At 41.4% G+C, this 25778-nt stretch carries 26 protein-coding genes; 25 read left to right on the forward strand and 1 reads right to left on the reverse strand.

The annotated features are described in order from the left end of the window. Positions 1-13 precede the first annotated feature (13 nt). From ACWZFG_RS02880 to ACWZFG_RS02940, 13 genes are all read left to right on the forward strand, one after another. Positions 14-496: a phage terminase small subunit P27 family gene (locus tag ACWZFG_RS02880; RefSeq protein WP_018702350.1), complete on the forward strand. Its 483-nt coding sequence runs from the start codon at positions 14-16 to the stop codon at positions 494-496. Next, positions 489-2042: a terminase large subunit gene (locus ACWZFG_RS02885; protein ID WP_455577023.1), complete on the forward strand. Its 1554-nt coding sequence runs from the start codon at positions 489-491 to the stop codon at positions 2040-2042. Before ACWZFG_RS02880 ends, ACWZFG_RS02885 begins: the two co-directional genes overlap by 8 nt. Before the next feature lie 50 nt (positions 2043-2092). After that, positions 2093-3337 carry a phage portal protein gene (locus ACWZFG_RS02890; RefSeq protein WP_012102986.1) on the forward strand — a complete coding sequence of 415 codons (1245 nt, stop codon included), beginning with the start codon at positions 2093-2095 and terminating at the stop codon, positions 3335-3337. Continuing rightward, complete coding sequence (locus ACWZFG_RS02895; protein ID WP_195923617.1) at positions 3338-4027, forward strand: head maturation protease, ClpP-related; 690 nt, start codon at positions 3338-3340, stop codon at positions 4025-4027. 19 nt (positions 4028-4046) lie between these two features. Beyond that, complete coding sequence (locus ACWZFG_RS02900) at positions 4047-5252, forward strand: phage major capsid protein (protein WP_012102984.1); 1206 nt, start codon at positions 4047-4049, stop codon at positions 5250-5252. A gap of 12 nt (positions 5253-5264) precedes the next feature. After that, positions 5265-5645 (forward strand): head fiber protein, encoded by a 381-nt coding sequence (locus ACWZFG_RS02905; RefSeq protein ID WP_195923616.1) that lies wholly within the window; start codon positions 5265-5267, stop codon positions 5643-5645. Between the two features lie 19 nt (positions 5646-5664). Next, positions 5665-5982: a head-tail connector protein gene (locus ACWZFG_RS02910; protein ID WP_195923615.1), complete on the forward strand. Its 318-nt coding sequence runs from the start codon at positions 5665-5667 to the stop codon at positions 5980-5982. Between the two features lie 3 nt (positions 5983-5985). Continuing rightward, positions 5986-6321 carry a head-tail adaptor protein gene (locus tag ACWZFG_RS02915; RefSeq protein WP_085333699.1) on the forward strand — a complete coding sequence of 112 codons (336 nt, stop codon included), beginning with the start codon at positions 5986-5988 and terminating at the stop codon, positions 6319-6321. Next, positions 6314-6745 (forward strand): HK97-gp10 family putative phage morphogenesis protein, encoded by a 432-nt coding sequence (locus tag ACWZFG_RS02920; RefSeq protein WP_195923614.1) that lies wholly within the window; start codon positions 6314-6316, stop codon positions 6743-6745. The genes ACWZFG_RS02915 and ACWZFG_RS02920 overlap by 8 nt, the downstream gene beginning before the upstream one ends. Continuing rightward, positions 6742-7086, forward strand: coding sequence for a hypothetical protein (locus tag ACWZFG_RS02925; protein WP_195923613.1), 345 nt, complete (start codon positions 6742-6744; stop codon positions 7084-7086). The genes ACWZFG_RS02920 and ACWZFG_RS02925 overlap by 4 nt, the downstream gene beginning before the upstream one ends. Before the next feature lie 2 nt (positions 7087-7088). Then, positions 7089-7688, forward strand: a complete 600-nt coding sequence (locus tag ACWZFG_RS02930) for a major tail protein (RefSeq protein ID WP_044037664.1) — start codon at positions 7089-7091, stop codon at positions 7686-7688. A 2-nt stretch (positions 7689-7690) separates the two neighbouring features. Continuing rightward, on the forward strand, positions 7691-8074 hold the full coding sequence (locus ACWZFG_RS02935; protein WP_067424337.1) for a hypothetical protein: 384 nt from the start codon (positions 7691-7693) through the stop codon (positions 8072-8074). A gap of 209 nt (positions 8075-8283) precedes the next feature. After that, positions 8284-8499, forward strand: a complete 216-nt coding sequence (locus tag ACWZFG_RS02940; RefSeq protein ID WP_455577024.1) for a hypothetical protein — start codon at positions 8284-8286, stop codon at positions 8497-8499. Between the two features lie 23 nt (positions 8500-8522). Here ACWZFG_RS02940 and ACWZFG_RS02945 read toward each other — a convergent pair. Then, positions 8523-9664 (reverse strand): IS3 family transposase gene (locus tag ACWZFG_RS02945; RefSeq protein WP_455577025.1). Its coding sequence is split into 2 segments (ribosomal slippage): positions 8523-9415 and positions 9415-9664, totalling 1143 coding nucleotides; the frame shifts between segments, so codons are not numbered across the junction. Positions 9665-9866: 202 nt separating this feature from the next. Here ACWZFG_RS02945 and ACWZFG_RS02950 point away from each other — a divergent pair. The 12 genes from ACWZFG_RS02950 to lsa(E) all read left to right on the forward strand — a co-directional run bounded on the left by ACWZFG_RS02950 (position 9867) and on the right by lsa(E) (position 25756). After that, positions 9867-12002 (forward strand): phage tail protein, encoded by a 2136-nt coding sequence (locus ACWZFG_RS02950; protein ID WP_455577026.1) that lies wholly within the window; start codon positions 9867-9869, stop codon positions 12000-12002. Between the two features lie 15 nt (positions 12003-12017). Then, entirely contained in the window at positions 12018-12791 is a 774-nt protein-coding gene (locus ACWZFG_RS02955; RefSeq protein WP_195923611.1) for a distal tail protein Dit, read from the forward strand. Positions 12792-12796: 5 nt separating this feature from the next. Next, entirely contained in the window at positions 12797-15316 is a 2520-nt protein-coding gene (locus ACWZFG_RS02960; protein WP_455577027.1) for a phage tail spike protein, read from the forward strand. A gap of 222 nt (positions 15317-15538) precedes the next feature. Beyond that, on the forward strand, positions 15539-16108 hold the full coding sequence (locus ACWZFG_RS02965) for a hypothetical protein (RefSeq protein WP_113803079.1): 570 nt from the start codon (positions 15539-15541) through the stop codon (positions 16106-16108). Beyond that, positions 16105-18573 carry a glycosyl hydrolase family 18 protein gene (locus ACWZFG_RS02970; protein WP_195923609.1) on the forward strand — a complete coding sequence of 823 codons (2469 nt, stop codon included), beginning with the start codon at positions 16105-16107 and terminating at the stop codon, positions 18571-18573. Before ACWZFG_RS02965 ends, ACWZFG_RS02970 begins: the two co-directional genes overlap by 4 nt. Before the next feature lie 84 nt (positions 18574-18657). Continuing rightward, entirely contained in the window at positions 18658-19074 is a 417-nt protein-coding gene (locus ACWZFG_RS02975) for a phage holin family protein (protein ID WP_195923608.1), read from the forward strand. After that, entirely contained in the window at positions 19071-19772 is a 702-nt protein-coding gene (locus ACWZFG_RS02980; RefSeq protein ID WP_195923607.1) for an N-acetylmuramoyl-L-alanine amidase, read from the forward strand. Before ACWZFG_RS02975 ends, ACWZFG_RS02980 begins: the two co-directional genes overlap by 4 nt. A gap of 195 nt (positions 19773-19967) precedes the next feature. After that, positions 19968-20204, forward strand: coding sequence for an SHOCT domain-containing protein (locus tag ACWZFG_RS02985; protein WP_455577028.1), 237 nt, complete (start codon positions 19968-19970; stop codon positions 20202-20204). Positions 20205-20265: 61 nt separating this feature from the next. Then, entirely contained in the window at positions 20266-21831 is a 1566-nt protein-coding gene (locus tag ACWZFG_RS02990) for a recombinase family protein (RefSeq protein WP_195923606.1), read from the forward strand. After that, positions 21832-22245, forward strand: coding sequence for a recombinase family protein (locus ACWZFG_RS02995; protein ID WP_195923605.1), 414 nt, complete (start codon positions 21832-21834; stop codon positions 22243-22245). It abuts the gene before it with no gap. Positions 22246-22248: 3 nt separating this feature from the next. Then, the gene (locus ACWZFG_RS03000) at positions 22249-23820 is read left to right on the forward strand and encodes a recombinase family protein (protein ID WP_195923604.1); all 1572 of its coding nucleotides are present in this window, start codon (positions 22249-22251) and stop codon (positions 23818-23820) included. 442 nt (positions 23821-24262) lie between these two features. Continuing rightward, entirely contained in the window at positions 24263-25756 is a 1494-nt protein-coding gene (lsa(E), locus tag ACWZFG_RS03005; RefSeq protein ID WP_195923603.1) for an ABC-F type ribosomal protection protein Lsa(E), read from the forward strand. Positions 25757-25778: the final 22 nt, after the last annotated feature.

Below are 25778 nucleotides of genomic sequence, written 5' to 3' on the forward strand. Positions count from 1 at the left end.
GGAGGTGGGGAATATGGCGCAACGAGGAAGAAAGCCAAAACCAACCGCGATGAAAGTGCTAGAAGGCAATCCAGGCGGCAGACCGCTCAATAAAAATGAACCCAAGCCAGATAAAAAAGCCCCTCGCTGTCCGGCTTGGCTAGAAGAGGAAGCAAAAAAAGAATGGAAACGTATGGGGAAAACACTAGAGCAGTTAGGTCTATTAACTGAAATGGATATGGCAGCGTTTGCTGGGTATTGCCAAGCCTATGCTAGGTGGAAGGAAGCTGAAGAGTTTATTAGTCAGCATGGTACCATGATTCGCACGCCAAACGGATATTTGCAGCAGGTGCCACAGGTATCGATTGCGCAAACAAATTTAAAAATTATGCTCAAGTTCTGTGAGCAGTTTGGGCTGACTCCGTCGGCACGGAGCCGGATTGCTACCGAAAGTAGTCCGCAGGAAGCAGACCCAATGGAGCTTATTTTGCTGCATGGAGGAAAAAGCCATGTATGATGAAAATAAGGCGCAGCGTACTGTTCAGTTTATTAATTGCTTAAAACACACCAAGGGACAGTGGCGAGGAGTTCCTTTTGAGCTTTTACCCTGGCAGGATAAAATAATCTGCGATATTTTTGGAACCGTGAAAGAAAGTGGTTATCGGCAATATAACACGGCTTACATTGAAATTCCAAAGAAAAACGGTAAAAGTGAATTGGCGGCGGCAGTTGCCCTATATATGACATGTGGTGATAGTGAGTGGGGTGCAGAAGTGTATGGCTGTGCGTCTGATCGCCAACAGGCATCCATTGTATTTGATGTAGCAGTGGATATGGTTGATCAATGTCCGGCACTTAAAAAAAGGATTAAACCGATTATGTCAGTAAAACGACTTGTGTATCAGCCAACCAACAGTTTTTATCAAGTTCTATCCGCAGAAGCTTATACTAAGCATGGACTGAATGTGCATGCGGTGGTATTTGATGAACTTCATACTCAGCCAAATAGGAAACTATTTGATGTTATGACAAAAGGGTCCGGTGATGCGAGAACCCAACCGCTATATTTTCTTATCACCACTGCAGGGACGGATACCCAGAGTATCTGCTATGAAACACACCAAAAAGCGGTTGATATTATTGAGGGCAGAAAATACGATCCTACTTTTTATCCCGTAATCTACGGTGCCAAAGAAGAGGATGATTGGACTGATCCTAAAGTATGGAAGAAAGCAAATCCAAGCTTAGGAATTACAGTAAGTATCGATAAAGTTAGAGCCGCTTGTGAAAGTGCAAAGCAGAACCCTGCTGAGGAAAATAGCTTTCGACAGCTGCGTCTGAACCAGTGGGTTAAGCAATCTGTCCGTTGGATGCCAATGGCAAAGTGGGATGCCTGTGCGTTTCCAGTAAAACCAGAGAGCCTTGAAGGTAGAGTATGCTATGGAGGACTTGATTTATCCTCTACCACTGACATTACAGCCTTCGTGCTGGTGTTCCCACCGGAAGATGAAACAGATAAATATACCGTTCTCCCGTATTTTTGGATGCCGGAGGATAATATTGACCTCCGAGTGCGACGAGACCACGTGCAATACGACCTTTGGGAGAAGCAAGGCTATATTTTAACCACCGAGGGAAATGTAGTCCATTATGGATACATTGAAAAATTCATTGAAGAACTGGGGGAAAAGTACAACATTCGAGAGATTGCTTTTGACCGCTGGGGCGCTGTTCAGATGGTGCAAAATCTTGAAGGGTTAGGCTTTACTGTAGTTCCTTTCGGTCAAGGTTTTAAAGATATGTCACCACCTACAAAGGAACTTATGAAATTGACATTAGAAGAAAGAATAGCACACGGCGGGCATCCAGTACTACGGTGGATGATGGATAACATCTATATAAAAACAGATCCGGCTGGAAATATAAAACCGGACAAGGAAAAAAGTACAGAAAAAATAGATGGAGCAGTGGCAACTATTATGGCACTCGACCGCGCCATCCGCTGTGGACCAGGTAATAGTGGAGACTCGGTGTATGACGAGAGAGGTTTAATAATTCTATAAATTTCAATGATTGTTTGTGGTGTAATTCTTTCAATTTGGAGGTGAGGCCTATGAATTTATTAAAAGGACTGTTTCGTTCAAGGGATAAACCGCAAAACCGTGTGGGTAGCGCATTTTCCTTCCTGTTTGGCGGTACATCATCTGGCAAAACAGTAAATGAGCGTACTGCAATGCAAGCAACAGCGGTGTATGCCTGCGTAAGAATACTAGCTGAAGCGATTGCTGGACTGCCACTACATGTATATAGATATCGTTCTGATGGAGGTAAAGAAAAGATTCCTTTCCACCCTTTGTATTACCTTCTTCATGATGAACCAAATCCAGAGATGACTTCATTTGTGTTTCGAGAAACACTGATGAGTCATCTTTTACTTTGGGGCAATGCTTATGCACAGATAGTTCGAAATGGTCGTGGCCAGGCAATTGCGCTTTATCCCCTACTTCCTAACAAGATGGAAGTAAGTCGAGCATCAAATGGTGAACTGGTTTATACCTACTACCGGGATACAGACGAAAGTGGCCTGAATCCAAAGGGAGGCTATGTCACACTTCGCAAAGATGATGTACTTCACATACCAGGCTTAGGTTTTGATGGACTCATTGGCTATAGCCCTATTGCTATGGCGAAAAATGCAATCGGTATGTCACTTGCTACCGAAGAGTATGGTGCGGCATTCTTTGCTAATGGAGCCAATCCCGGCGGTGTGTTGGAGCACCCAGGAGTAATTAAAGACATACAGAGAGTCAAGGATAGCTGGAATAGTGCTTACCAAGGCACAGCTAAGGCACATAAAATCGCTGTATTGGAAGAGGGCATGAAGTTTCAAGCCATCGGTATACCTCCAGAACAGGCACAATTTTTAGAAACACGGAAATTTCAAATCAATGAGATTGCAAGGATTTTCCGTGTGCCTCCCCATATGGTAGGAGATCTTGAGAAATCTAGTTTCTCCAATATCGAGCAGCAGTCTTTGGAGTTTGTAAAATACACTCTCGATCCATGGGTAGTGAGATGGGAGCAAAGTCTCCAGCAATCGCTTATTTTGCCTTCTGAGAAAACATCAGTATTCATCAAGTTCAATTTAGATGGTCTGCTTCGCGGCGATTATCAAAGCCGAATGAATGGCTATGCTATTGGACGGCAAAATGGCTGGATGTCAGCTAATGATATCCGTGAATTGGAGGACATGAACCGTATCCCAGCTGAGGAAGGTGGCGATTTATATCTGGTTAACGGAAATATGACGAAACTGGCTGACGCAGGAGCGTTTGCCAAAACCGAAGGAGGTCAGTAAATGAAGAAGTTCTGGAATTGGGTGCGAGATTCTGATGAAGGGCGCACTCTCTATTTAAATGGAGTGATATCTGAAGAAACGTGGTGGGGTGATGAGGTCACACCTATGATGTTCAAAGATGAACTGCTGGCTGGCACCGGTGATATTACAGTGTGGATTAACTCCCCTGGCGGTGATGTGTTTGCAGCAGCTCAGATTTACAACATGCTTATGGACTATACCGGTAAGGTCACTGTAAAAATTGATGGTCTTGCGGCTAGTGCGGCTTCTGTTATTGCAATGGCGGGTGGAGATGTATATATGTCGCCGGTATCCATGATTATGATTCATAACCCTTCGACCATTGCCATCGGTGACAGCGAGGAAATGCTGCGAGCTAAAGCTCTATTAGATGAGGTCAAGGAAAGTATTATTAATGCCTATGAGTTGAAGACCGGTCTTTCCCGAACAAAACTTTCTCATCTGATGGATGCAGAGTCATGGATGAATGCAAATAAAGCCATCGAACTTGGTTTTGCAGATAAGATCATGTTTATGGAAAATGAAACACCGGATTTGGCAGATAGCCTTATCTTTAGCAGGATGGCGGTTACTAACTCACTTATTAGCAAACTACCCAAAAAACAAAAACAAAAGACAGGTACACCTATAGAGTCGCTGGATAAGCGGCTTTCTTTAATTTCTCACTAATTTAAAGGAGGAAATAACAATGAGTAAAATTCTTGAATTGCGCGAGAAACGCGCTAAGGTTTGGGATGCGGCGAAGGCATTCCTTGATTCAAAACGTGGCGGTGATGGATTGTTATCCGCAGAGGACACACAAACCTATGAAAAGATGGAGGCTGAAGTTGTTGCACTTGGTAAGGAAATAGAACGTTTGGAACGTCAGGCGGTTATTGACTTAGAACTTTCCAAAGCCACTAGTAGCCCTATTACAAACACACCGTCCAAACATGCTGAAGATAAGACAGGACGTGCGTCTGCAGAGTACAAGAAAGCATTCTGGAATGCTATGCGTACTCGTGCAGGTGAAGGTCTTGATGTAAACGTAAGAAATGCCCTTCAAATCGGTACAGACTCCGAGGGTGGTTATCTTGTGCCTGACGAGTTTGAACGTACCTTAGTAGAGGCTCTTGAGGAAGAGAACATTTTCCGTTCACTGGCCAATGTTATCAATACATCTTCTGGCGATAGGAAAATTCCTGTTGTAGCTACAAAAGGTACTGCTTCCTGGGTGGATGAAGAAGGCACTATCCCAGATAGCGATGATAGTTTCGGACAGGTTTCTATAGGAGCTTACAAACTCGCTACCATGATTAAAGTTTCCGAGGAACTTCTCAACGATTCTGTGTTCAATCTTGAAGCCTACATCTCTAAGGAGTTTGCTAGACGTATCGGTAACAAAGAGGAAGAGGCGTTCTTTACCGGTGATGGATCTGGAAAACCGACAGGTATACTTGCTTCTACAGGTGGTGCCCAAATTGGTGTGACTACTGCAGGTGCTACGGCAATTACTATGGACGAGGTACTTGATCTGTTCTATTCACTAAAGGCACCTTACCGTAATAAGGCTGTATTCGTTATGAACGACGCCACTGTAAAAGCAATCCGTAAACTAAAGGATGGTCAAGGACAATATCTATGGCAACCTTCCTTACAGGCAGGTACACCGGATACTATCCTCAATCGACCATTGTATACTTCTGCATATATGCCAACTATTGCTGCAGCTGCAAAGAGTATCGCATTTGGAGATTTTAGTTATTACTGGGTAGCTGATCGTCAGGGTCGTGTATTTAAGAGACTTAATGAACTTTATGCTGTTACTGGCCAAGTAGGCTTTGTTGCTACTCAGCGTGTGGATGGAAAATTAATTCTACCTGAAGCCATAAAAGTACTTCAGCAGAAAGCTTAATGGAGGTGCGTTATGAGCTATAACACAAAGAATTATACCGAACAAGGCGGAGAGAAAACTGTTATAGGCGGAACACTTGAAATCAAGGAAGGAGCCTCGGTAACGGGGCTCTCCGCCGATCCGCTTCTCGTGGCAACAGAGGAGACTCTCGGTGGTGTAAAAGCCGCAGCTGCTGATGAGGGTGATACTGTCGAAATCAAAATTGGTGAAGATGGTAAGCTGTATGCTCCAACATATCCTACCGATGCTACGGAGTCAGTCTCTGGGCTGGTAAAAATGGCTGCTAATCAATCCGACAGCATAGCCGAGGATACAGCCACTCTTGTCACGGATTTTAATGCTCTGCTCGCTAAACTAAAAGTGGCTGGGTTAATGGCTGCAGACGAAGAATGACCGGAAGGAGGCGGACGGCATGACAACTGATAATCTTCTCCCTAAAGTAAAAGCAAATCTGATCCTGACGCATGACGCAGACGATGGACTTCTGCTGCATTACATCAAAGCCGCCGTCTCTTATGCGGAAAGTTATCAGCATGTTGCTGAGGGTTATTACACTGAAAACATCATGCCCCCAACAACTGAACAGGCAGTAATCATGCTGTCGAGTCATTTCTACGAAAGCAGAGATGGCTCGACGGCTGGTTTCTTCGCCGATAGCGTACAGGCGGGGCAGCAGGTTTGGAAGACGGTGAACCTACTACTTCGGTTAGATCGTGAATGGAAGGTGTAGCCTATGAGTTATGGGAAAATGAATACCTTTATCGATATAGTTTCCGTTGAAAACGATAAGGATAGCGAGGGTTTTGGTACAATCAGTGACACTATTATTGCCTCGGTTCGTGCGTATAAGGAAGAACGACATGGTAATGAGAAATGGGCAAACAGGGCGGTATTTTCTGAAGCAACCGCTCTTTTTTGTTTTCGAAGGATCCCTAGTATCCATGTGACAACAAAAATGGTCATTGTAGATAGTGATGGGCGGTATGAAATTACCGGTGTAGAAGATGTAAAAGGCCGAGGAATGTATATTGAGGTTTTAGCAAAAAAGGTGGTGGCATCGAATGGCTAAAGTGGATGTAAGAATGCCTGAGGACTTTCTTCTTAAGGTATCTAAATTGGCTGAACAAACTGATGTGATTATCCCAAAGGTACTAGAAGTTGGTGGCGAAGTTGTGCTTGCTAAAGTCAAAGATAATCTACGCTCTGTTGTTGGAAAGGGAACAAAATACCCGTCCAAATCCACTGGAGAACTTGTATCCTCCCTTGGTGTTACTTCAGCAAAACAAGACCGTAAAGGTAATTATAATGTCAAGGTTGGGTTTTCAGAACCGAGAAGCGATGGTGGTAGCAATGCCAAAATTGCTAATATCATTGAATTTGGTAAACATGGGCAGCCTGCAAGACCATTTCTAAAACCCGCAAAATCTAAATCAAGAAAGCAGTGTGTGGAGGCCATGACTGCCAAACTGGAGGAGGAGATTAACAGTCTATGAGTATATTATTGGAACTAAATAGAATTGTGGATGGTCTAGGCATTCTTGTGGAAACGGGTGTGTTCAAGGACAAAGCCCCTGATGAGTATGTTGTTATCACACCTCTTTCGGATACCTTTGATGTTCACGCAGACAATCGTCCACAGTATGAGATACAGGAAGCACGGCTTTCGTTATTTAGCAAAAATAACTATCAAGTACGAAAGAATCAGCTTGTCCGTGCGTTCCTGGATGCAGACTTTACCGTGACGGATCGTCGTTATATTGGACATGAGGATGACACGGACTACCATCATTATGCCATTGATGTGGCAAAAGATTATGAATTACAGGAGGTTTGATTATGGCAACGATAGGACTTGACCGTCTCTATTATGCTCCCATTACAGAGGACGAAAACGGAGACGAAACCTACGGTACGCCCGTTATGCTGGCAAAGGCAATCTCCGCAGAGCTATCCATTGAACTTGCGGAAGCTACCCTTTACGCTGATGACGGAGCGGCAGAGATTATAAAAGAATTCAAAAACGGAACACTCTCCCTTGGTGTGGATGACATTGGACGTAAAGCTGCTGAGAGTCTCACAGGAGCAACTACAGATGATAATGGTGTACTTATTTCAGCTAGTGAGGATGGAGGTAGCCCTGTTGCTATCGGTTTTCGAGCGAAAAAGGCAAATGGACATTACCGCTACTTCTGGCTATACAGGGTAAAGTTTGGTGTTCCTTCAACCAACCTGGCTACAAAGGGAGATTCTATCACTTTTTCTACACCAACCATTGAGGGAACTGTATCGCGCAGAAATAAATTAGATGGAAATGGTAATCATCCGTGGAAAGCGGAGGTCAATGAAGATGATGAAGGAGTTTTACCAGCTACTATCAGTGGTTGGTATACGGAAGTCTATGAACCTGTTTTTGCTGTTTCTGGCGGAGGTGAATAAGGATGGATAACGATAGAAGTGCAACGATAAATATTGGCGGACAGCAACATGAGCTTATCCTCACGACCAAAGCTACAAAAGAAATCGCCCGTCGCTATGGTGGTTTGGAAAATCTGGGAGACAAATTGCTGAAATCCGAAAACTTTGAGATGGCTTTGGATGAGATAATATGGCTTATTACTCTCTTGGCAAACCAATCCATTCTCATTCACAATCTTAAAAATAAAGAAGCTCCAAAGGATGTGTTGACCGAGGATGAGGTGGAACTGCTCACCTCACCACTAGAACTTGCAACATATAAAAGTGCCATTACAGAAGCTATGTTCAAAGGAACAAAGAGAAATATTGAAAGTGAAGATAACTCAAAAAACACCGAGGCCGAGTAAGTGATGATGAATTGTTTACTCGGCTTCTTTATTACGGAACAGTGCATCTGAACCGTACTGAGGAAGAAACATGGCTCACACCATTAGGGCTTCTCATGGACTTGTGGGATTGCCATCGCCAGTTCTTGGGGCTTGCTAGCCGGAAGCGAGAACTCTTCATTGAGGATATTATTCCCGAAGGATTGAATTAGAAAGGAGGGCATTAACGTATGTCTGATAATTTTGGCTTAAAGATTGGCATTGAGGGAGAAAAAGAGTTTAAGAATGCCCTTCGTGATATCAATCAATCCTTTAAGGTTCTAGGTAGTGAGATGAAACTCGTGTCCTCGGAATTTGATAGAAATGATAAAAGTGTTCAGGCGATAACCGCTCGAAATGAAGTTTTGAACAAAGCCATTGAAGCACAGATGAACCACAGTCAATAATTTAGACACAAAAATGAAAACTTTTATATATTTTCAGCAAAATAAATAGCTTCCTTTTCATTAGGTGTCATGTAACCTATAGCTCCATGAGGAAGCTTATTGTTATAGAAGTTCTCAATATAGTCAAAAAGATCTAAGCGCAGTTCCTCTACTGAATGGTATTTCTTTCTGTTAACCCTGTTTTTCTTCAGATGCTTAAAAAAGCTTTCGCAGCATGCATTATCGAAAGGATAGCCTTTCTTGGAGAAAGATTGTACTACATTGCAGGAATCAAGAAGTCTGCGAAAGGTAAAAGCCGTATACTCTGATCCGCGGTCTGAGTGGAACATTAATCCATATGAAATATTTCTACGGCTGTAAGCTTTCTTAAATGCAGCAATCGTAAGCTCTACATTATGATAAGATGACAGATGCCAGCCAATGATTTTTCTTGAGAATAAATCCATTACAATGCACAGGTAGTGCCATTTAGACTCTACCCGGATATAAGTGAAATCACTTGCCCATACAAGATTAGGAGCCTTTTGATTGAAATCTTGATGAAGATGATTATGACATTCGCCATTATCAGTATGCTTAGCACGCACAGGCCTATCAGTTGATTTCTTCGGGAGATTCATCGAGGACATAAGCCTGTAAACCCGACCAACGCTTATGTTAATGCCATAGTCACGCTTTAGGATATAAGCTAGCTTATAAGCCCCAATACATTTGTCATAGTCTGAATATACCTCTAAAATAATGCGCCTATATTCCTGATTTTCGAGTACTCTGGGAGCCGGTTTTGAGGAAAAATGCTTATAATAGCTACTTCGATTAACTTTTAATACCTTGCATAAAGTTTTTAGATGATGCTGAAAGCGCAATGCATGAATAGCTGTTAATCTTTCTGAGAGTGTGGCGTGAATATGGCAATGGCTTTTTTTAATATTAAATTTTCCTCCTCAAGCTGAGCCAGTTTTTTCTGGAGCTCCTTGACCTGTTTGGCAGTCATAATGTCCCCGTCATCCATTTTAACAGTGGAATATAGCTTAATCCATTTGCTTAGAGCAGATTTTGAAACTCCATATTCTTTACAGAGATCAGACATAATCTTACCGTTGTTGTAAAGAGCAACGAGAGATTGTTTGAATTCCTCATCATAACGAGTTGATTTTAAACCCATAAATACACCTCCAAAATGTGTTTACTAAAGTGTAATAAATATTTCGAAATGTGTCTACTTTATTAGTATAGGTCCACAGAAGGATAAAATCTCTACACTGGAAGCCGCTCTAAAAAATGCTTCTGAGAGCTTTGGCGAGAACGATAGACGTACACAAAATTGGGCTATTCAGCTGAATAATGCAAAAGCCCAACTTAATGATATGGAACGAGAACTAGAAGAGACAGCTGATGAAGCAGATGATCTTGGAGAGGAACTTGAGGATACAGGTAATATTGCAGATGAGACTGGTAGCAAGTTTGAGAAGCTGGGCGGTGTCCTTAAAGGTATCGGTGTGGCGATGGGTACAGTTGCTGTTGCCGCAGGAGCTGCTGCGATTAAGCTTGGTAAAGAGGTAGTTGCTCAGTTCGGAGAGTTAGAACAGAACCTCGGTGGATCTGAGGCAGTATTCGGTCAATATGCCGCATCAATTCAAAAAGCTGGTGAAGAGGCTTACAAAAATCTCGGTGTTTCCCAAAGTGAGTATCTTGCTACGGCAAACAAAATGGGTGCATTGTTCCAAGGCTCTGGCATAGAACAGCGCAAAAGCCTTGAACTGACAGAAAAAGCTATGCAACGAGCAGCGGATATGGCATCTGTAATGGGTATTGATATGCAAGTGGCACTGGACTCAGTAGCAGGAGCAGCAAAGGGTAATTTCACCATGATGGATAACCTTGGTGTTGCTATGAATGCTACCAATATCGAGGCCTATGCACTGGCAAAAGGCCTAGATTTCACTTGGAATACAGCTACACAAGCAGAAAAAGCTGAAGTCGCAATGCAAATGTTCTTTGAAAACACAGAGCAATATGCAGGGAACTTTGCACGAGAGTCAACAGAAACCGTCACAGGTTCGCTTGGTTTACTCCAAGCCGCACTCGGCTCGTTTACAGCAGGACTTGGCAATGCTGATGCAGATATGACGAATTTGACACAGAATCTTGTAGATGCATTTCAATCGGTTGTTGCTAATATTGTCCCAGTTTTAGAGAATATCGTAACTGCATTACCTACGGCAACAGGTGCGATATTATCAGCTGTGGGAGACTTGCTTCCTATGCTTCTGAGGACTGTTACGGAACTGTTTTCTCAAGTACTGGAGGCAATTCTGAGTCTTTTACCAGAACTCATACCAGCCACTGTTGAAGCTGTAATGACGATTGTTGGGGCATTGATTGATAATCTTCCACTCCTAATTAATGCTGCAGTGGAACTGGTCACTGCGCTTGTAGAAGGCATCGGGTTGGCTTTACCAAAACTCATACCAGCAACAGTTCTTGCTGTAACACAGATTGTACAAGGATTAACTGACAACTTGCCAATGATACTGGAGGCAGCCTTTCAGCTTATTATGGGGCTTGCTCAAGGTCTAGTTGACGCTATTCCGCAGTTAATTGCAGCATTACCCGCCATCATTACCGCTTTAGTTGACTTTATTATTGGTGCCATTCCGCAGATTATCGATGCAGGTATACAGCTTTTGGTGTCACTAGTTGAAGCATTGCCGGAAATCATTGCAGCAATAGTTGCTGCAATCCCACAGATAATTGATGGTTTAGTTAAGGCGATACTTAGCTCAATCCCCCAAATAATTGATGCCGGGGTGAATCTGTTGATTTCCTTAATTCAAAATTTACCACTCATCATCACTACTGTGGTGGCGGCGATACCTAAGATTATTACCTCGCTTGTCAATGCGATTATTGGCAGCATCCCACAGATAATTCAAGCGGGTATACAACTTTTAGTATCACTGATTAAAAACCTACCTACTATTATCGTGGAAGTTGTCAAAGTTGTCCCACAGATAATCGCAGCTTTAGTTAAGGGTTTTACGGGTTCAATTGGGCAGATGGCACAAGTTGGTGGCAATCTTATCAAAGGTCTATGGCAAGGGATCTCTGATGCGGGAGCATGGCTCTGGGGGAAAATATCCGGTTTCTTTGGGGGTGTGGTGGATAAAATCAAAAATTTCTTTGGTATTCGCTCACCTTCTGCACTTTTTGCAGGACTTGGTGACAATATGGCACAGGGGCTTGGTCAAGGCTTTGAGAAGACGATGGCGCAGGTTGGTGAGGATATGCAAAATGCTATTCCCACAGACTTTAGCACACCAGGTATAAACCTTAGCAGTTCTATCAATGGGTCAGTCGGTACTGGGGGTTTTGGTGGTTCGCTTATCACCATACAGCAGATGATAGTTCGATCCGAGGACGATATCCGCAGGATTTCTCAGGAACTGTACAACTTGATGGAAACCGGCTCGAGGGCACAAGGACGATTCAATCCCGCTTAAGGAAGGAGGATGAAAATGGGGTTCACATTTAACGGCATATCATCGCAATCAATGAATATAAATGCTAGGCTTACAAACTGGCAAGCATCGCCCTCATTGAGAAACTCCTTTGTAACGATACCTGGCAAGCCTGGTATTGCTGACTTTGGTAGCGATATTGCAGAGAAAATAATCACAGTTCATTGTAATGTCTACCCACAATATAAATTTTCTAAATTGGTATCTGTTATGGATAACCTTGCTGATTGGCTGAATCCTGAACGTGGGGTGCAACAACTTGTGTTGGACGATGTACCTGACCGTTATTTCATTGCCCGTCTGTCAGAAGCAGTAGACTGTGACAGACTCATTCTTTCAGCCGGTGCATTTGATTTGAAATTTGTTTGCCCAGATCCCCATGCCTACGCTTTAACGGATGAAACCTATACCATAACAGCCGAGGGAGAAAATACCGTTACAAGGCTAAAAGGCAATGCCGACTCCGAACCAGTGTACTTGATAAAAGGAATAATTCCTTCAGGAACAAACACATATGTTTCCATTCAGACTAACAATGAAGAAATTCGTGTTATTGGTCCTTTGTATGATGGTGAAACATTAATAATTGATACAGGAAAGGTCACAGCAAAGGTCGTTGATACTAGTGGCGAGACACTACGTAACGGCCTACCGCTTATGCAAGAACTTAATTTTCCTGTGCTTCGTAAGGGTAACAATACTGTGACGATTACTCCTGTAGGGGCGGATTTTATGGAGCTTAAAATACAGGCAAAAAGCCGATGGAGGTGATGTAAATGGCAATTAAATCAATATTGACATCACAAACTGACTTTACGGGTGAGTTTCCTGTAAGCGAGAATACACTTGCTCTTTGGCGATTCAATGAGTCTGGACCCGACTCCGATGTTAAACTTGTCGATGCGAGTGGTCATGGTCGGCACATCGCTATATCGGGATGGTCTGGCACATCGGCAAGTCTCCCAAATGGTCGCTATGGACGTTTTTTTCGCCAGAATATTGTTAATCCGACATCAGAGAAAACCTACTTGATTGCAAAGAATGATGGTACATTTTTCTCCAATTTAGGCGATAAAATCGCAGTAGGTGGATGGATAAATCCAACTACCTACTCTGTAGGACAGACCTTTATTCCGCTGTTTAATACAAGACAAGGTCCGGGTCAACCTATTCTATACTTGTCCCTGTACCAAGGCAGACCTCGAATGATGTTATATAACTCTTCTGGTTCACTGATCCTCGACCAGAGTGAAACACCAAGTTTTAACATGGTTAATGGTGGATGGTACTTTATTGCAGCAATTATTGAAGTGAATGCCAAGACATCGCAGTTTATTCTATGTAACCGAGCAGACGGAACGGTCTGGATTGCACCCAAACGGACATTCACGGGAACATTAAATCCGTCTTGTACAGCAGATATTGTGATTGGAATGCATGCAAATCAGTATTATTATGCAGGTGGATTTGATGATTGGTTTATCGAAGTGAATTCACAGCTTACAATTGAGGATTTAGAACGACATTTCAAACAGTCATTGCTTGCCAATGGCGGTGATACTAGTGGTGCGATTGATGCTATTACAGAACCTGGTGTGGTAACTCTCCTCAAAGATAATAACAACAAATATCCTGAAGTTGGGCAACTTACGACTATAGCTGCAGAATGTTCTCTTGCGGGTAGTGGTCGAGTGTCTGTAACTTCGGAGTATACAGCAGGCGTGACTTCTATTTCTACTATAGAGACGGCTACGTCAGACGATTTGCAGGATTGGTCGGCGTGGCAGGAGGTGGGTTCCAACGGTGAACTGGTTTCTCCAAACCGTAACTTTATTCGTTATAGGATTACACTTTCAACTATTGATCCCTTGGTTACACCGAAACTTTTGGATATCACATTTCACGACATACCGAAAGCTCCATATGAAAAACTGGGTTTTGCTAGGCCTGTCGTGCTGGACGAGAATGGCGCATGGGAAGCAGTACTTGAAAATGCATATGACATCATCGTAACGGGAGAGATTAATGGCGCAGATACTTTGGAATTCAAACTGCCATGGAATGATAGTAAACGTGTATATTTAGATAATGAAAAACAGGTTCAGGTTGCATATGACATTTATCGCATAAGGACACTGACAGATGAAAAAGGAGCAGATGGAACAGGGATTCTGACCACCGTATATGCGGAAGCAGCATTTTATGATTTAACCTTTTCAGATGAAAAACAGCCGCGAGAGTTTAATGCCGATTTACCCTCTGTTCCAATGAGTTATGCGTTGGAAGGCACAGGATGGTCTCTTGGTGTAGTTGATGTCACTACCAAACGGACATGGCAATGCCAAGAGAAGAATGCATTGGCCATACTCAGAATGACGCAACAGATTCACGGTGGAGACTTAGTATTTGATAGTCGAAACCGTCTTGTAAATTTACTTACATTTAGTGGTAGAGATAGTGGTGCATTATTTGCCTATAAGAAAAACCTTACAGGTATCAAGAGAGTTGTTGATACCCGCTCTCTGGTGACAAGGCTATATGCCCATGGTAAAGATGGCATGACCTTTGCCACGATCAATAGTGGCAAGGAATATGTAGAAAACTATGAATATTGCAATGAGGTGCGGGTTTCAACACTCGATCTTTCGAATTTCACAAATCCTTATCAAATGCTTGAGTTTACGAATATGCGACTCGCAGAATTTTCAAAGCCCCGTGTTTCCTATGTGCTATCAGCGATGGATTTGTCTGTGCTGACAGGTTATGAGCATGAAAGGTGGTCACTTGGCGACATTGTGACGGTGGATGATAGAGATTTGAATCTTACTATCAAAACAAGGGTTGTTCGCAGACAATACAATCTTCAGGAACCATGGAAAACTGTACTTGAATTATCATCAAAACTTCGTGAACTTGGGGATACGTCTTCTAGCATTCTCGCTGATCAGCTCGGCCAAAGCAACCTCATTGGGCAGGAAATTAAAGATATGGTGCCGTTTAACCATCTGCGTAATAGTAGAGCAGACGATGGCTTTGCTTATTGGCAGAATTCAGGTTTTGAGGTGGACACTGAAAAAGGTGTGACAGGTACAGCTTCATTTAAAGCGGTAGGTTCTGCAACCTCTACAAAAAGTATGGCTCAAACAGTATACCCTGCATCCCGCCGTAACTACACCATATCAGCACAAATAGGATCAGAAAATCTCCAAAAAGGTATAGATGGACAAGTGGGTATCGAGGTAGTATTTGAGTTTGAAGATGGAACTACTGAAACGAGATTTATTGACCTGTTTTAAGAAAGGATGGTGATTGATTTGGCTGTATTTCAACAAATTGCTCGTGATGCAACACCTAAAGGGTATGGGAAGCTTCACTCTATCACCATTCGGTTGGTAGTTTCAAACTGCACGGGAGAAGTATATTTCACTGACATTATGCTGCAGGCAGGTTCTATAGCCACTGGCTGGGTCGGTCATGTATGCGAAATCAAGTGGACGAACGACGGGTAGGTGATGGCTATGCAGGAAAGTAATTTTATACGTTTTGCGGAAGTCATAAAAGTAAAATCAGAAAAGCATATAGTTAGTATTACTGTGCGTCCCATTATTACCAACTGTACGGGTTCGATTTATTTCACCGACCTACAACTTCAGGAGGGTGACAAGCTGACAGGATACACGCTACACACGGAAACGTTCCTAAAGCATTCGCCTAATCCGGTACGTTTCCACAATGGTGTAGTCCGTAGTGGAGACACAATCATTATTTTTAACCTCGGAGAAACTTCAAGCGGGCTAGATTGTTATATCTACCCCCTGCAAGCTATGGAAGCTGGCAGTATTCAGCTTTCACAGGGGATGGGTTCACATAAGGTAAAATTTGATTCAGAGGCTTACCCAGGTGATGAATTTGCGCTTAAGGCTTCAACAAGAGAGTGTTTGAGAAACGGCTATCCCACACCGAAACATGGATACTTTCAATACACAGCCGCTACCGACAGTAAGCACCAAGTAAAGCTACAAGACAGAAAATCTGCTAGGGTATATTTCGAATACAAAGAAATGCTGAAAGGGGATCTACGTCCATGAAAGATTATATTAAGGGTAAACGCTGTATGGTATGGTCCTTCATGGGCAATGCTCGGATGTATCAGGCTTTGAACGATTACGGTGACCGTTTAGATACTGTTGGTATTTTCACTTTTGAGGTAGACATCACAGGCACGATAACGGAAACAGGTACTAGCGTTTCTTCCCTTACTCCATATCGTACAAAGTGGCCACATATCAAATGGTTACTTACCATTATGAATCATGGGACAGAGAGCATATTTACGGCTCTGAGAAATAACGAAGGTGGTGCAAAGTCGAAATTCCTCTCAGAAATAGTGCGTATTATGAACAAATACCCTTGGTGTGCAGGTGTAGATATCGATTTAGAGCGCGGTGGCGGATTTGAGAACCGTGCTGCCGCAAATGCTCTATTCGCTGATATATACTCGACTGTTAAAAACTATGATTCATCAAAACTGGTCAATATCTGCTTACCTGGAATGACGGGTGTGCAAGGATCAGTTGGTGGAGAAAATTGGTGTGTTTATGCCGACCTTAACGATTATTGTGATACGGCAGCAATCATGAGTTATGGCATGGCATGGGCAGGTTCAGCTCCAGGCCCAGTATCACCAAGGAGCTGGCTTGAAGGTATCTACAATTATGCTATTACAGCTATGTCACCACAAAAAGTATATATGGGTTTACCTGGTTACGGTTGGAATTGGCAGATTTACGACTATCCATCCAACCTAGGTAAGACTTATCGCGGTACATCGAACACTTACTATGCAGCTAAGAACTGGATGACTGGGGTGTATAACTTTACAAATGATCAGCCTCCACAACCATTTATCCCAATCATTGCCTACTGGGATGATCACGATAAAGTACCATGGGCGCTGCCACATGTCTACGATTATATGGAAGGCTGGGACGCAGTATCACGAGAAGCTCCTATTATTGCTGAAACATATAATCGGCGAAAATATCTTACTTGTTATGGGAAAACACAAAAGTCGGAGTTTGGAACTATATATGTTAACCGAGATGGTGAACCAGACAGCTACACAGATGGTGTTGTGGTTGGTAATGGAATGATCACTCTTTCGTCAAGTGAAGGTAAAGCGGAGTACAACTTTACAATTGACAAATCAGGTACTTATGATGTAGTTGTACAGCTTTGCTTTCCGTTCTGGGATAAGAATGGTATCACAATTGCAATTGACGGTACAGTGGTTAGCTACTCAGAGAATCGTCTGTGGTGGCCATACTGGAGGAAAACTTTCTGGGCAGAACTTGCCACTAATGTAAATCTCCTAGCAGGAACACATAGCATCACGATTGAAGGTGGTGTAGTTGGTACTCAATTTTATGGTTTCCGGGTTTGTTCTAATTTTAGTGAATTTCCTTCTGCTGGAGAGGCAACCTTCAGTTTATCTCCACGAAGCTTCAAAGACGTAAATGGTAACATGGCTGTTCCCGACAAAGGGTTTAAGCTTACTACAGAGGTTTTGCGCCGTAAGCCGGATTCAGCGTTAGCTTGGTATGAAGACTTTAGAGATCCCGTCATCCTGCCAGAAAGCTACTGGCAGACGTTATCGGGGAGTTGGAGTGTATGGCAAAATCCTGATGACAATGGCAATCGCCCGTATTCTCAGCTTGAAGGAAGTGGTCAGCTTGCCTGGAAATACGACAGCTTTAGTGATGTGCATATTCGTGCTAGAATTGCCTTTCCTATGAGCGGTAGCGGAAGAGCAGGAGTGTTTTGTGGGAATGTGTTTTGTTGTATCAACATTGATGCCCAACAAGTGGAGCTTTACCAAGGCTCTACATTACTTGGTAGTTATCCGGCAAGTTACTATAAGACTTCAGATGCTGACATCCGCACCAATCCGAATATGTATCTCATTGAAATGAGGAAACGTGGAAATAAGGTGCGTGTCTACTCTGGGAATTCCAACACACTTCGTTTTACTGCAAACATCTCAAATACGGGTGGCTATTGTGGTATTCAGTCCGATGGGCAAATAAAATGTGAACTTCTCCGCTTGGGAGATGCATGGACTTATGAACCTTACGAAGCCTTTGATGTCACCATGCCAGACGGATCACTAATGCAGTATGGCAGAATTGCTAGGAATGGTGTAACTTGGGATAGTAAGTTTCATGTATTTACTCTTACAGCTGATGTAGAGGAAGCCTCCACCAGAAGTGAGGATATTTCCATGGATTATGACTTTTATCATAGTAATCTCTTGCAGATACCATGCAATGCAGATTATACAGCGAAGGTTATACCAAAGGACATAAACGTCTGGATATCTCGGCTGTTTCTCGGTGATGCAGATGGCTTTTCAATTTTGTACTATCAAGATGTGGATTCGCTGGTCTACTGGTCAAACGAAGCGGCTTATCGTTGGGACCTACGGGGTATTGCTATCTGGTCATTGGGACAGGAAGATATGCGTCTATGGGAAGATTTACCAAAACAAATATAGAGGAAAAATAAACTATACAAGTATACGCTTGCCTATTTCGGTTGGCGTTTTTTTGTGTAATCAGAATGATAGGAGGTTAAGATAATGAAGGAAATTTGGAACTGGATTCAAGTGACATTTGCTGCTGTTGGTGGTTGGCTCGGATATTTTCTCGGAGGATGGGACGGATTTTTATATGCTTTACTTACTTTTGTTGTGATTGATTACATCACAGGTTTGATGTGTGCTGTGCTTGATAAGAAACTATCCAGCGAGGTAGGCTTTCGCGGCATATTTAAGAAAGTACTCATCTTTTCATTGGTAGCAATCGGTCACATTATTGATAAAAACGTTATTGGAGATGGCTTTGTTATACGAACAGCGGTCATCTTTTTTTATCTTTCAAATGAAGGCATATCTATACTTGAAAATGCTGTTCATGTTGGTCTGCCTGTACCACAGAAACTCAAGGATATATTAGAGCAGCTTCACAACAGAAGTGAAAAGGAGGACTATAAATGAATCTACGTAAACTAATACTTACGAATAATGCCTGCTACAAAGCAGGTAAAACAATAAAACCGAAGGGTATAATGGTTCATTCAACAGGGGCTAACAACCCATGGTTGAAGAGATATGTTGGTCCAGATGACGGTTTGCTCGGAAAGAACCAATACAATAATCATTGGAATCAGGATAAACCCGGAGGTCGTCAAGTTTGTGTCCATGCTTTTATTGGTAAGTTAGCAGATGGCTCCATTGCCACATACCAAACATTGCCTTGGAATCATCGTGGTTGGCATGCTGGAGGGGATGCGAATAATACCCATATAGGTTTTGAAATTTGCGAGGACGGTCTAACCGATGCCTCGTATTTTTCTGCTGTTTATAAGGAAGCAGTAGAGCTTTGTGTACATCTTTGCAAACTCTATGGACTAAGTGAGAAGGATATCATCTGTCATAGTGAAGGCTATAAGCAAGGTATAGCCAGTAACCATGCGGATGTTATGCACTGGTTTCCTAAGCATGGCAAGACCATGGATACCTTTAGAGCAGATGTTAAGAAACTTCTAAGCGAAGAAGAAAAATCAGCAGAACCAGCGAAAAAGAAATACTATCGTGTACAAATAGGTGCATACACTGTCAAAGCAAATGCTGAGGTACAGCTTGCAAAAGCTAAAAAGGCGGGATTTACGGATGCATTTATTAAGTATGATTAATCAAGGGGAGCGAGTTAATAAGCAATTATGCTTTAGCTTTACAGAGTTTCCCTAAAAATATTAACTATTAGATGTATATAGCCTGTAGGGGTTATTCCCTTGCAGGCTCTTTTTTTATGCTCTGATTTTATTTTATTTTTACAAATCCTCAACTTCGACCTGTTCCCGCGGCTATTAGGTAGGAGGTGATTCTACATGAATCAGCATGAGGATAAAAAAGTTATGAAGATCTCAGATGGGGTTATAGACGAAAGCATCGAATTAAAGAAAATGTCACAGGAGCAGCTACAGCGTGAGTTTGATTATATTCAAGCAGAGAAATTACTTAGAAAGATGCTCCAAAAAGGTTTAATAACGGAAGCAGAATTCAACAAGATAGAGGCACTTAATCGCCAATCTTTCTCTCCTTTTTTAGCAGAGATAATGCCCTGAATTCGTTGATATATAAGGGTTTCAGAGGTAATATGTGACCTACCAAGAAGGAGGTGAGGCGATGAAAAAGATAACGAAAATAGAAGGAAATAAGGTTGCATCGATTATCAAACCTAAACTACGAGTGGCCGCATACTGTCGTGTTTCTACGGGTAGTGATGAACAGTTAGTAAGTCTACAAGCACAAAAATCCCATTATGAGACTTACATAAAGGCAAACCCAGAATGGGAGTATGTTGGCTTGTATTATGATGAGGGAATTAGTGGCACTAAAAAAGAAAACCGAACGGAACTTCTCAGGATGCTGTCAGATTGTGAAAACAAGAAGATCGACTTAATTATTACAAAGTCCATTAGTAGGTTTGCAAGAAACACTACGGATTGTTTGGAGATGGTTCGTAAACTGTTGGACCTTGGGATTTATATCTACTTTGAGAAAGAGAATATCAATACCCAATCAATGGAAAGTGAACTGATGCTTTCTATATTAAGTGGGCTTGCAGAAAGTGAGTCAATCTCCATTTCAGAAAATACTAAATGGGCAATTCAAAGACGATTTCAAAACGGAACATTTAAAATTTCCTACCCACCCTATGGCTATCAAAACATTGACGGTCGCATGATAGTAAATCCTAAGCAGGCTGAAATTGTGAAGTATATTTTTGCAGAAGTATTATCAGGCAAAGGTACACAGAAAATTGCAGATGATCTTAATCGAAAGGGTATCCCTTCAAAAAGAGGTGGTCGTTGGACAGCTACTACCATTCGTGGAATCTTGACCAATGAAAAATATACTGGCGATGTTATTTTGCAAAAGACCTATACTGACAGCCGTTTTAACAGGCACACCAATTACGGTGAGAAAAATATGTATCTAGTAGAAAATCATCATGATGCAATTATCAGCCATGAAGATTTTGAAGCTGTGGAAGCTATTCTCAATCAGAGGGCAAAGGAAAAAGGAATCGAAAAGCGCAACAGTAAATATCTAAACCGTTATTCTTTTTCCGGTAAGATTATTTGCTCGGAATGTGGCAGTACCTTTAAAAGACGGATTCATTCATCTGGAAGAAGAGAGTACATTGCTTGGTGCTGTAGTAAGCATATAAGCCATATAACGGAATGTTCCATGCAGTTCATACGAGATGAAGATATAAAGACTGCATTTGTTACGATGATGAATAAACTCATTTTTGGTCACAAGTTCATATTAAGACCACTTTTGAATGGGCTACGGAGCCAGAATAATGCAGCGAGTTTTCGTAGAATCGAAGAGTTGGAAACCAAGATTGAAAACAACATGGAGCAAAGTCAGATGCTGACGGGCTTAATGGCCAAAGGATATCTGGAACCTGCTCTGTTTAATAAAGAAAAGAATTCATTGGAAGCAGAAAGAGAAAGTCTTTTTGCGGAAAAGGAACAACTTACCCATTCTGTCAACGGAAATTTTACAAAAGTAGAGGAAGTTGACCGACTGCTTAAGTTTACGACTAAGTCCAAAATGCTCACAGCCTATGAGGATGAGCTGTTTGAAAATTATGTAGAGAAGATTATTGTCTTTTCACGGGAGGTAGTTGGGTTTGTATTAAAATGTGGAATCACACTGAAAGAAAGGTTGGTGAATTAGATGGGTCACACACCCTTTGGATATAGAATTGAAGATGGAAAGGCTGTTGTAGATGATATAGCAGCAGAACAAGTAAAAGAGTTATTTTCAGGTTACTTGTCAGGATTATCCTTGAAGAATGCTGCAATAAAAGCTGGGATAGATTGCTACCATGCCACAGTAAGTAGGATGCTACAGAACAAGCAATACCTTGGAGACGAATTCTATCCTCCAATTATTGATGAGGAGATATTTGAAAAAGCAAGATTAGAAAAACAAAAGCGAGCAGAAAAACTCGGAAGGATATGGGAGCCTAAAGATGTATCAAAAACGGATTATCCTGTAAAGTTCAAAGCAAAACCTCTGGTACAAAAATATGACGATCCATATAAGCAGGCAGAATATGCTTACAGTTTAATAGAAAGTGAGGTGTAACCAGTGGCAGTAAGTAGGAATGTAACAGTAATTCCAGCAATTAAACGAATCGGAAATAATAAAAATAGTGAGAGTAAACCCAAAATACGAGTGGCGGCTTACTGCCGAGTTTCAACGGATAGTGAGGAGCAGGCCTCAAGTTACGAAATTCAGATTGAGCATTATACAAACTATATTAAGAGGAACAAGGAGTGGGATTTAGCAGGTATTTTTGCGGATGATGGCATCACTGGTACCAATACGAAAAAGCGTGATGAATTTAACCGAATGATCGAGGAGTGTATGGCAGGCAATATTGACATGATTATCACAAAATCAATCAGCCGATTTGCCAGAAACACGTTGGATTGCCTTAAGTATATCCGTCAGTTAAAGGATAAAAACATAGCGGTATTCTTCGAGAAAGAGAATATCAACACCATGGATTCTAAGGGTGAAGTTTTACTGACTATCATGGCATCCCTTGCCCAGCAAGAAAGCCAATCCCTAAGCCAGAACGTTAAGCTGGGTATTCAGTATCGATACCAGCAAGGTGAAGTTCAGGTCAACCACAAGCGTTTCCTTGGTTACACCAAGGATGAAAACAAGCAATTAGTGATTGATCCAGAGGGTGCTAAAGTTGTTAAACGGATTTATAGGGAGTACCTAGAGGGAGCCAGCCTTTTGCAGATAGCAAGAGGACTAGAAGCAGACAGTATTCTAACAGCGGCAGGCAAAGCCAAATGGAGACCAGAAACACTGAAAAAGATACTGCAGAATGAAAAGTACATCGGTGATGCCCTTCTACAAAAAACATATACGGTTGATTTCCTTTCTAAAAAGCGAGTCAAGAATAACGGCATTGTTCCCCAGTATTATGTAGAAAATAGCCACGAGCCAATCATTCCACGCGAGCTTTTTATGCAGGTTCAAGAAGAGATGGTTCGAAGAGCTAACCTTCGTAGCGGAAAAGGCGGTAAAAAGAGAGTCTACAGCAGTAAGTATGCTTTATCGAGTATAGTTTACTGCGGACAGTGCGGTGATATTTACCGACGAGTACATTGGAATAACCGAGGTTACAAGTCTATTGTTTGGAGATGTGTTAGTCGTTTAGAGGAAAAAGGCTCTGAATGTACGGCACCTACCATAAACGAGGAAACATTACAGGCAGCAGTGGTTAAGGCTATTAACGAACTTTTGACTAACAAAGAGCCCTTCATCCAGGCGTTGCAGAAAAACATAACTACTATACTTAGTGAAGAAAATGATAATACCACCGATGATATTGATAGAAAATTGGAAGAGTTACAACAACAGCTCCTTATACAAGCAAAATCAAAAAATGACTATGAAGATGTGGCTGACGAAATTTATCGACTTCGGGAGTTAAAGCAAAATGCACTTGTAGAGAATGCAGATCGAGAAGGGAAAAGGCAACGAATCGCTGAAATGAGTAATTTCTTTAATGAGCAATCCTGCGAGTTGGAGGAGTATGATGAGCAATTAGTAAGGCGGCTAATTGAAAAAGTTACGGTATTTCATGATAAGTTCGCCGTTGTATTCAAATCAGGAGTCGAGATTGATGTAGAAGGGTAATCTTTAGAAAGAGAACAGAAGAATTATATTGGATTTTTAAAGATAATATGATATAATAAAACGACTTGGAGGTGGAAGAATGTATAACTTTTCTTGCTAATTATATGATGCATAATAAGATATTTAAAGAAACGGCTATAGAACCGTTTGTTTTGTTATGCAAATTGCAAGAAAGTTAAGTATTCTACACTCAATAATACATTACAGTAACCTTATGTTATGTATAACAAAAGGTAATAATAGTATTTGTTTTTGAGCCGTAAGAATTTACTTTCTTGCGGCTTTTAATATTTGTAAAAGAAAGGAAGATAAACGTGATAGACAATGATACTATGTCATTCATGACAAAATCCTTGCAGAGTTGGATAACATTATAGAGTAATTAATGCCGAAAACCGACTTTGCTTATAGAATTTTTATAATGTAAAGGAGGAAGAAATATATGTCCTTAATAAATGTTTCAAATCTAACTTTTTCATATGAAGGAAGTTATGACAATATTTTTGAAAATGTAAGTTTTCAGATAGATACAGATTGGAAACTCGGTTTTATTGGAAGAAACGGACGAGGTAAAACTACTTTCTTATATTTACTGCTTGGCAAATATGCGTATTCCGGCAATATAAGTTCTACAGTTAAGTTTGAGTATTTTCCTTATGATGTGGAAGATAAGAGTCTATATACAATTGAAGTAATGAAGAGTATTTGTACGGAATGTATGGATTGGGAGATTTTTCGTGAAATATCATTGCTTGATGTTCAAGAAGATGCTTTATATCGTCCGTTTAATACATTGTCAAATGGTGAGCAAACAAAGGTCCTTCTTGCAGCTTTATTCCTTACAGCGAGTTGTTTCCTGCTTATTGATGAACCTACAAACCATCTTGACATCGATGCACGTAATGTAGTGCAAAACTACCTGAAAAGCAAGAAAGGATTTATTTTGGTATCTCATGATAGAAGCCTACTCGATCAATGCGTGGACCACATATTATCTATTAATAAAACGAATATCGAAATCCAAAAAGGAAACTTTACTAGTTGGTGGGAGAACAAAAGCTTACAAGACAATTATGAATTAGCGGAAAACAAAAAACTTCTTAATGAAATCGGACGGCTATCTTCAGCGGCAAGACGTAGTTCAAATTGGGCAAATAAAGTAGAAAAAAGCAAATATGGTAAGACAAACTCTGGTTCAAAATTGGATAGGGGATATGTTGGACATAAGTCAGCAAAAGCAATGAAACGTGCCAAGAGTATTGAGTCAAGACAGAAGAAGGCTATTGAGCAAAAATCCGAACTGCTTCATAACATTGAGCAATATGATGACTTAAAGATTTCAACACTTGGTTACCACAAAGAGTGCCTGATAGAAGCAAAAGATTTATCTTTGTTTTATGGAGATAAAGAAATATGTAGAGATCTTAATTTCAGGATCAATATTGGCGACAGAGTTGCGATTGTCGGGAAAAACGGAAGCGGGAAGTCGAGCATCTTAAAACTGATCAATGGAGAGAACATTACACATACTGGCAATCTAATGTTGGGTAGCGGATTGAAAACCTCCTATATTTCTCAAGATACATCATTTTTGAAAGGTAATCTGACTGAGTTTGCCTATAACAGTGGGATTGATGAAACTTTATTTAAAACAATCCTTCGTAAGCTGGATTTTAGCAGAGTTCAGTTTGACAAAAACATGGAGGATTATAGCGACGGGCAGAAAAAGAAAGTGCTGATTGCTAAAAGTCTTTGTGAAAGCGCCCATCTTTATATATGGGATGAACCTTTGAATTATATTGATATTTTTTCACGTATTCAAATTGAAAATGCGATCTTGGAATATTGTCCAACCCTATTGTTTGTGGAGCATGATGATACTTTTTGCAGCAAAATTTCTACGAAAAATATTAATTTAGGTTTGTGGAGATTTTGAGTTACCACAATAACTAAAAGAT

It is taken from the genome of Anaerosinus sp. (genome assembly GCF_965318445.1).